Source organism: Stenotrophomonas sp. HMSC10F06 (genome assembly GCF_001807865.1).
Taxonomy (GTDB): Bacteria; Pseudomonadota; Gammaproteobacteria; order Xanthomonadales; family Xanthomonadaceae; genus Stenotrophomonas; species Stenotrophomonas bentonitica_A.
This window is the reverse complement of record NZ_KV791291.1, coordinates 241,298-249,851: the sequence shown is the minus strand read 5'-3', so window position 1 is coordinate 249,851 and position 8,554 is coordinate 241,298. Positions and strand designations below refer to the sequence as shown.

Genomic DNA, 8,554 nt, shown 5'->3' with positions numbered 1-8,554 from the left:
CAAGAGATAAGAGCCACGCCATGCGTGGCTGCTCTACGTCCGCAGCGACCCTGTGTCGGGCAGGGGCCGGTGAGGGCAGGGCGGGACCGTCACCCGCATGGATGCGGGTGTCGAGCCTCCACGGACGGATTCACGGCGCGTCCCGACCTGCCCTCACCGGTCCCAGGCCACGAGGAACATACACCCCCGTCGGTTGTACTCAGCGGCGCTGCGCACTACGATCCCTTGCGTTCCGCGCAGCCGCCCAGGTGGCGCGCGACCTCCCTTTTCATCGCGCCGGTCCGCCCTGCGCCAGTCCCCTCGAGGTTTACATGGTCATCAAACCGCGTGTGCGCGGCTTCATCTGCGTCACCACCCATCCCGTCGGCTGCGATGCGGCCGTCAAGCAGCAGATCGAGTACATCCAGTCCAAGCCGAAGATCACCAACGGCCCGAAGAAGGTGCTGGTGCTCGGTGCCTCCACCGGCTACGGCCTGGCTGCGCGCATCACGGCAGCGTTCGGCAGTGATGCTGCCACGCTGGGTGTGTTCTTCGAGCGCCCGGGCACCGAGACCAAGCCCGGCACCGCCGGCTGGTACAACACCGCCGCGTTCCACAAGTACGCCGAGCAGGCCGGTCTGTACGCCAAGAGCGTCAACGGCGATGCCTTCTCCGACGAGGTCAAGGCCAAGGTCATCGAGCTGATCAAGCAGGATCTCGGCCAGGTCGACCAGGTGGTGTACAGCCTGGCCGCGCCGCGCCGCAAGCATCCCAGGACCGGTGAAGTGATCAGCTCCACGCTCAAGCCGATCGGCGCACCGATCACGCTGCGCGGCCTGGATACCGACAAGGAAGTGATCACCGAAACCACGATCGAGCCGGCCACGCCGGAAGAGATCGCCGGTACCGTCGCCGTCATGGGCGGCGAAGACTGGCAGATGTGGATCGATGCGCTGCTCGAGGCCGGTGTGCTGGCCGAAGGCGCGACCACCACGGCCTTCACCTACGTCGGTGAGGAAATCACCCAGGCGATCTACTGGAACGGTTCCATCGGCGCGGCCAAGAAGGATCTGGACGAGAAGGTCGTCGGCCTGCGTCAGAAGCTGGCACCGATCGGTGGCGATGCGCGCGTATCGGTGCTCAAGGCCGTGGTCACCCAGGCCAGCTCGGCGATCCCGACCATGCCGCTGTACCTGTCGCTGCTGTTCAAGGTGATGAAGGCCAAGGGCACCCACGAGGGCTGCATCGAACAGCTCGATACCCTGTACGACATCCTCTATGGCGGCAAGGACGCGGGCACCGCGACCGAGCGCCTGCGCCACGACCTGGTCACCGATGGCGGCCGCAAGGTCGAGTTGATCGATGACGCCGGCCGTCTGCGCGCGGACTACAAGGAAATGGCGCCGGAGGTGCAGGGCGAAGTGGTCGCGCTGTGGCCGCAGGTGACCAACGAGAACCTCTACGAGATCAGCGATCTGGCCGGCTACAAGGCCGATTTCCTGCGTCTGTTCGGGTTCGGTGTGGAAGGCGTGGATTACGACGCCGACGTCGCGACCGATGTGAAGATCCCGAACCTGGTCGAGATGGCCTGACCGGAAGGAATGATGCCGACCAACGGTCGGCATCTACCCGCGCGGCCACAGATGCACGCGCGGTGACCCCATCGATGCACGTGCGGTGGGCCCAATGATGCCCGCGCGCTGCGCCCATTGATGCGCGGAAGAGGGTAGGTCACGACCGTTGGTCGTGACGCTCCCAATCAGCTGAAATCGAAATCCATCACCGGGCCGGCCGGGCCGACGAAGTCGCCCTGCACGTAGTCCACCCCGGCACTGAAAAGCAGGCTCATCGAGTTGGCATCGGCGACGAACTCGGCGATGGTGCGGATGTTGGCGGCCTGCGCCCGCGCGGTGATCTCGCTGATCTTCCCGCTGTGTTCGCGGGTGCTGGCGAGGTCGCAGGTGAAGTCGCGGTCCAGCTTGAGGAACTGCGGCTGGAAATGGGCCAGCAGCTGGAACGAGTCCAGCCCCGAGCCGAACTGCTCCAGGCCGATCCGGCAGCCGAGCGGCGCGATCGCCGCCAGGAACTGCTGCGCATTGCGCAGGTGGGTGAATACCTTTGCCTCCGGGGCATGCAGCCACAGCTGTTCGCCCGGCACGCCCTGGGCCTGCAGCTCGCGGCGCAGGGTGACGATCATCTGCGGGTCGTTGAACGACTCCGGGGTGATCTTGACCATCAGGTGGGTGACGTGGCCCTCGCGCCTGCGTGCGGCGAGCATGCCGATCGCGTGGGTGACCACCCAGCGGTTGATGTCGGCCAGCAGGCCGTGTTCCTCGGCGATGCCCAGGAACGCGGTCGGGCTGAGCAGCTCGCCGTTGTGCTCCAGGCGCAGGTAGGCCTCGTACAACTCCAGCGCTTCGCCCTGCAGGTTGAGCACCGGCTGGTAATGCAGCTGGAAGCCATCGCCGTCCAGCGCCTGGCGGATGCGTGCGACCCAGTGCTGGATGCGCTCTTCTTCCACGCGGTCCACTGCCGCCGGGTCGAACACCCGGGTGGTGTTGCCCAGTTCCAGGGCTGCCTGCGTGCACTCGGTGGCGCGGGCCAGCACCTGGCCGATGCTGGCGATCTTTTCGCCGACCTGCACGCCGCCGACGCTGACGGTGACCGTGGCCGAGCGCTCGCCGATGCTGAACACCTGCGCGGCGAAGGCGGCCCGGATCTGGTCGGCCAAGGCGACGGTCTGCGCGTAGGGTGCTTCGGTCAGCACGGCGAAGCTGTGTTCACCGAAGCGGGCCACCTGGGCAGCGTCGCCAACGGATTGGGCCAGCACGCGGGCGAGGGCGCCGATCAGCGCGTCGGCCGAGTCCAGCCCGATCTCCGGCAGCAGGCGCGCATAGTGGTCGGGCTCGACCAGCAGCAGGCCGAACCGGCCCTCGCTGCGGCCGGCCTGGGCCACGGCATTTTCGACATGCAGCATGAAGGTCGGTCGGTTGAGCAGGCCGGTGACCTGGTCGCGCTGGCGCAGGTCCTCGACCTCGCGCGCCAGCTCCGGGTCGAACTCCATGCGGCGGCGGAACACCACCTGCAGGCAGGATTCGCCTTCGTAGCTGGCCTGGGTGAACTCCATCGTGGCCGGGAACACCGCCCCGTCCTGGTTGCGTGCGTCCACCTGGTACTGCGGCGGCGGTGCATCGCCCTTGCTCATCGACTTGAGCAGCTGCTTGAAGCCGTCCACGTGCTGCGGGGCGACCATGTCCAGCAGCGAGATGCCCTCCACATCCTCGAAGGTCTCGTAGCCGAACATCTCCAGGTAGGCCTCGTTGGCGCGGATGTGCATGCCTTCATGGACATAGGCGATCGGGTCGCGCGAGGAGGAGATCAGCGCGTCGCAGCGGCGCTCGGTCTCGCGCATCTGGGCCTCGATCCGGCGCAGCCCGCGGCGCGCGTGCAGATCGGTCCATTCATTGCGCACCACCGCCAGCAGGTGCTCGGGGCGGTGGCGCAGGGCGATGGCGCGGATGCCGTTGGCACCGGCCTCGACCCACTCGTTTTCATTGATCGACTCGGCCAGCAGGATCATGGGGATGTCCTTGCCACTGGCCGCGATCTGCTGGGTGACCTGCAGCAGCGGGATGCTCTGGGCGGCAGCGACCAGTACCAGGTCGATCGGCTGGGTGCCCAGGACGTGGGCCAGTTCCTCGCTGTGCTGCGGGCGCGTCGGGCGCACCGCGATGCCGCTGTTGCGCAGCGTGCTGACGATGGTCTCGGCGTTCTCGCCGCTGTCGTCCACGATCAGCAGGCGGACCGTCATGTCATTCGCGTTCTGCATTCAGTACTCCCCGGACTGCAAACTTGATACACGATGCGTGTGACTACGTCCATGCGGCAAACCGTAGCCGATCACGGAACGCGGGTCCCGGCTCAGGCCACGCTGCCCGCGGCATGGCCACAGGCCCAGGCCCACTGGAAGTTGTAGCCCCCCAGCCAGCCGGTCACGTCCAGCACCTCCCCGATGAAGTGCAGGCTGGGAACCAGTTGCGATTCAAAGGTACTGGAGGACACCTTGCGGGTGTCGACCCCGCCCAGCGTCACCTCGGCGGTACGGTAGCCCTCGGTGCCACTGGCCACCAGCGGGAAATTCTGCAGCAGATCGGCCGCCTCGCGCAGCTGCGGCTCATCGATCTGGCGCACCAGCCGGTCCGGCAGCCAGTGCTCGCACAGGCGCAGCGCGAGCCGCCGCGGCAGCACCTCGGACAGCACCGTGCGCAGCTCGGCGGCGCCGCGCTCGGCCTTCATCCGGCGCAGCCAGCCCAGCGCGTCCTGGCCCGGCAGCAGGTCCAGCCGCAGCTCATCGCCGGGCTGCCAGTACGAAGAGATCTGCAGGATCGCCGGGCCGCTGATGCCGCGGTGGGTGATCAGCATGGAATTGCGGAACTCGACCCCGTTGCAGCGTGCCTCGATCGGCAGGGCGACGCCGCTGAGCTCGTTGAAGCGCTCCTGGTGCTTGCCGCTCAAGGTCAGCGGCACCAGCCCGGCCCGGGTCGGCAGAACCTCGTGGCCAAACTGGCGGGCCAGCTCATAGCCGAAGCCGGTGGCGCCCATGCTCGGGATCGACAAGCCACCGGTGGCGACCACCAGCGAGGCGGCGTGGAAGTGACCCTGCGCGGTGTGTACGTGGAAACCGTCCGCGCCGCGCTCGACCTTCTGCACCCCGCAGTCGGTGCGGATCTGCACCCCGGCGGCCTGGCATTCGTCCACCAGCATCTTCACGATCTGCTTGGAGGAGATGTCGCAGAACAGCTGGCCCAGTTCTTTTTCGTGATATGCGATGCCGTGCCGCTCCACCATCTCGATGAAGTGCCAGGGGGTATAACGGGCCAGCGCGGATTTGCAGAAGTGCGGATTGGCCGACAGGAAGTTGGCGGCCGTGGTGCCGGTGTTGGTGAAGTTGCAGCGCCCGCCGCCGGACATCAGGATCTTCTTGCCGACCTTGTTGGCATGGTCGATCACCTGCACCATGCGCCCGCGTCTGCCAGCGGTCATCGCACACATCAGCCCGGCCGCGCCGGCGCCGATCACCAGTACATCGCATCGGATCACGGACATCTCAGCGCGCTCAGGCCTGCGGCTTCTGCTTGCGCCAGGTGGGGATGACGCTGAGCTGGGCCTTGTCGGAGGTCAACTGCACTTCGCCGTCCTGGATCTGCACGTCCCACTGCATCGTGCGTTCGATCTGCGCGCCCCATTCGGTGACGAACTCGCCCGGGAGGTCCATCACCTCCAGCGTGGCGAGCTTCTTCAGCGCGGAAGCGTTGCGGTCCCACCAGATGTCGGCGGCGCGGCCTCCGTAGGTGACCAGCTGCACCGCGCGCGCGCGGCCGGCGGCCTTGCGCAGGCGCGACTCGTCCGGCTGGCCCAGTTCGATCCACAGTTCGATGTCGCCGGTGTAATCGCGGCGCCACAGGTCCGGTTCGTCATCCACGCTCAGGCCGCGGCCGAATTCCAGCCGGTCGTCGGCGTTCAGCGCGAAGGTGAGCAGGCGCACCATCAGGCGGTCGTCGGTTTCGGACGGATGCTGGGCCAGCGTCAGCGTATGGCTGGCGTAGTAGCCGCGGTCCATGTCGCTGATCTGCAGTTCGGCCTTGCGGATGGTGGCGGTGAGGGCCATGGGGATACCTGAAACAAAGAGCGCCATGATAATGGTTCGCCATGAGTCCGTCCGATCCGATCCTTGCCACCCCCGCGCCCAGTCGCCTGCAGTTGCCCCCCGGCGACTGGCCGAGCCTGCTGGACGGGCTGTGTGCGCGCTTCCCGCGCATCGACCGCGCGCAGTGGGTGGGCCGCTTCGCCCGTGGGCGCGTGCAGGATGCGCAGGGCAGGGCGCTCGCTCCGGATCATCCCTGGCAGGTCGGGCTGGAGATCGTCTACTTCCGTGAAGTTGCGGATGAGCCGGTGATTCCCTTCGCCGAGGCCATCGTCCATCAGGACGCGGAGCTGCTGGTGGCCGACAAGCCGCACTTCCTGCCGGTCACCCCGGCGGGCGGCTACGTGCGCGAGACCCTGCTGGCGCGGCTGGTGGCGCGCACCGGCAACCCGGACCTGGTGCCGCTGCACCGCCTGGACCGCTTGACCGCCGGGCTGGTGCTGTTCTCGACCCGGCCAGCGAGCCGCGACGCCTACCAGCGCCTGTTCCGCGAACGCCGTATCGAGAAGGCTTACGAAGCCTTGGCGCCCGCACTGCCCAGCCTGGCGTTCCCGCTGGAGCGCCATACCCGTCTGCTCCCGGGCGAGCCGTTCTTCCGCATGGCCGAGGTGCCCGGTGAGCCCAATGCCCGGACCCGCATCGAGGTGATCGAGCGCACCGGGCCGGTCTGGCGCTACCGGCTGCACCCGGTGAGTGGCCGCAAGCACCAGTTGCGCGTGCACATGGCGGGGCTGGGCGCGCCGATCCTCGGGGACGATCTGTACCCGGAGCTGCTCGCGGATGCGCCGGCGGGGGTGCCGCTGCAGTTGCTGGCCAAGGAATTGGCGTTCGATGACCCGTTCACCGGAGAGCGGCGCACGTTCTCCAGCGGGCTGTCGCTCCACCTGTAGGGCCGGCCGCTGGCCGGCTGCCAGGGTCCATGGGTAGATCCTGTCGTCAGCAGGTGTTGAGGAGGAGCCGGCCAGCGGCCGGCACTACCGCTACCGGCCCTGGGCCACGTCGGACCTTCATCCAGTTGGCGGTTCATCACACTGAACGCTTGGCCAGCCAACGATCCAGCTGCGCGGCGAAGGCCTGTTTGTCGCGCGCGTGCAGGGGCGCCGGCCCGCCGGTCTGGATGCCCGAGCCGCGCAGTTCCTCCATGAAATTGCGCATCGACAGCCGCTCGGCCATGTTGTCGGGCGTGTACAGCTCGCCACGCGGGTTGAGCGCGACGGCCTTTTTATCCAAGACAAGGGCGGCCAAGGGGATGTCCTGCGTGACGACCAGGTCGCCCGGCTGGACCCGCTCGACGATCACGCTGTCAGCCACATCCAGGCCTGGCGGCACCTGTACCGATCGGATGAAACGGGACGGGGGAGTGCGCAGCCAGTGGTTCGCGACCAGGGTCATTTCGATCCTGGCCCGCTCGGCGGCGCGGAACAGGATCTCCTTGATGACGGCCGGGCAGGCATCGGCGTCCACCCAGATATGAACTTTAGGGGTCGGGGCATCGGTCATTTGGCTGATCTTAAGGTAGGAAAAATCTGAATAGGGGCTCCGGTTTCGTGTAGGATCGCCCGACCCCTTGTCCTGTCAGGCGGGAGGGGGAGGATGGCTGAATAAACCAGCTATCGCTTTTTCGGTAAAACACGAGTATCGTCACCCACACTGTGTTTGCTAGGGTCACCGTGAATCGTGGCCTGGTGCAGTTGATCTCACGATCTGCTCATCGATCCGCTTTACCAACGCCTGCAACTCAGTCTCGGCTCCGATACGCGGCGGCCGCGATTATTTCAACTATTGTTTCAGGAGTTAGTACATGTCTGATCGTCAGCAGGGCACCGTGAAGTGGTTCAACGACGCCAAGGGCTTCGGCTTCATCACCCCGGAAAGCGGCCCGGACCTCTTCGTGCATTTCCGCGCGATCCAGGGCACCGGCTTCAAGTCGCTGCAGGAAGGCCAGAAGGTGACCTTCGTCGCCGTGCAGGGCCAGAAGGGTATGCAGGCTGACCAGGTGCAGGCGGTCTAATCGACCCCCCGCAACCGTAAGGTCGCCTTGAACGCCGGAAGCGAAAGCTTCCGGCGTTTTTTATTGGGCGATGCCTGGCCCTGGTCGACGCGGCGCAGGTTGAAGACGTCACCGTGTCAGCCACCCGGTTACGATGCCGCTTTGCCCCTGCGGAACCGTCGATGATCAAGGTGCACCATCTGGACCACTCGCGCTCGCTGCGCGTGCTGTGGATGCTTGAAGAGCTGGGCCTGCCGTATCAGGTGGTCAACTACCAGCGCGATCCCAAGACCTGGCTGGCACCGCAGGCGCTGCGTGACGTGCACCCGCTGGGCAAGTCCCCGGTGCTGCAGGACGATGCACTGGTATTGGCTGAATCCGGCGCGATCCTGGAATACCTGGCCGACCGCTATGACAGCGGCCGCCAGCTCTCGCCCGAGCCGATGCCGGCCCAGGCGCCCGAACGCGTGCGTTATCGCTACTGGCTGCACTACGCCGAAGGCTCGGCGATGCCGCCGCTGGTGATGACGCTGGTGTTTTCGCGGCTGCGCAATGCGCCGATGCCGTTCTTCGCCAAGCCGATCGCACGCTCCATCGCCGACAAGGCGCTGAAGGGGTTCGTGGGGCCGCAGGTGAAGCTGCACATGGACTGGATGGAGCGCGAGCTGGGCCAGTCGCCGTGGTTTGCCGGTGAGCGCTTCACCGCAGCGGACATCCAGATGAGTTTCCCGATCCAGGCCGCCGCCGCGAGAGGGGGCGATATGGCCGCCTATCCGCGGCTGCAGTCCTACCTGACCCGGATCGAACAGCGCCCGGCCTACCAGCGTGCAGTGGAGCGAGGCGGTCCGTTGAACCTCGGCGGCGGTTCACGCTGAGCTTGC

At 66.7% G+C, this 8,554-nt stretch carries 8 protein-coding genes; 4 read left to right on the top strand and 4 right to left on the bottom strand.

Going from position 1 to position 8,554, the window contains the following annotated elements; translation table 11 throughout:
* Positions 1–311: 311 nt before the first annotated feature.
* On the top strand, positions 312–1,571 hold the full coding sequence (gene fabV / locus HMPREF3113_RS13060) for an enoyl-ACP reductase FabV (protein WP_070473193.1): 1,260 nt from the start codon (positions 312–314) through the stop codon (positions 1,569–1,571).
* Positions 1,572–1,738: 167 nt separating this feature from the next.
* Here the strand turns inward: fabV and HMPREF3113_RS13055 are convergent, their stop codons facing one another.
* The 3 genes from HMPREF3113_RS13055 to HMPREF3113_RS13045 all read right to left on the bottom strand — a co-directional run bounded on the left by HMPREF3113_RS13055 (position 1,739) and on the right by HMPREF3113_RS13045 (position 5,647).
* On the bottom strand, positions 1,739–3,808 hold the full coding sequence (locus HMPREF3113_RS13055; RefSeq protein WP_019183137.1) for an EAL domain-containing response regulator: 2,070 nt from the start codon (positions 3,806–3,808) through the stop codon (positions 1,739–1,741).
* Positions 3,809–3,900: 92 nt separating this feature from the next.
* Complete coding sequence (locus tag HMPREF3113_RS13050; RefSeq protein WP_070473190.1) at positions 3,901–5,085, bottom strand: BaiN/RdsA family NAD(P)/FAD-dependent oxidoreductase; 1,185 nt, start codon at positions 5,083–5,085, stop codon at positions 3,901–3,903.
* A gap of 10 nt (positions 5,086–5,095) precedes the next feature.
* On the bottom strand, positions 5,096–5,647 hold the full coding sequence (locus HMPREF3113_RS13045; RefSeq protein ID WP_019183135.1) for a YaeQ family protein: 552 nt from the start codon (positions 5,645–5,647) through the stop codon (positions 5,096–5,098).
* Between the two features lie 41 nt (positions 5,648–5,688).
* Between HMPREF3113_RS13045 and HMPREF3113_RS13040 the strand changes: the two genes are divergently transcribed.
* The gene (locus tag HMPREF3113_RS13040) at positions 5,689–6,573 is read left to right on the top strand and encodes a pseudouridine synthase (RefSeq protein ID WP_070473187.1); all 885 of its coding nucleotides are present in this window, start codon (positions 5,689–5,691) and stop codon (positions 6,571–6,573) included.
* 136 nt (positions 6,574–6,709) lie between these two features.
* Here HMPREF3113_RS13040 and HMPREF3113_RS13035 read toward each other — a convergent pair whose 3' ends face one another.
* Positions 6,710–7,183, bottom strand: a complete 474-nt coding sequence (locus tag HMPREF3113_RS13035; RefSeq protein ID WP_070473184.1) for a YaiI/YqxD family protein — start codon at positions 7,181–7,183, stop codon at positions 6,710–6,712.
* 301 nt (positions 7,184–7,484) lie between these two features.
* On the opposite strand from HMPREF3113_RS13035, the gene HMPREF3113_RS13030 reads away from it, so the two are divergent.
* Positions 7,485–7,694, top strand: a complete 210-nt coding sequence (locus HMPREF3113_RS13030) for a cold-shock protein (RefSeq protein WP_017356920.1) — start codon at positions 7,485–7,487, stop codon at positions 7,692–7,694.
* A gap of 161 nt (positions 7,695–7,855) precedes the next feature.
* On the top strand, positions 7,856–8,548 hold the full coding sequence (locus tag HMPREF3113_RS13025; protein ID WP_019183132.1) for a glutathione S-transferase family protein: 693 nt from the start codon (positions 7,856–7,858) through the stop codon (positions 8,546–8,548).
* Positions 8,549–8,554: the final 6 nt, after the last annotated feature.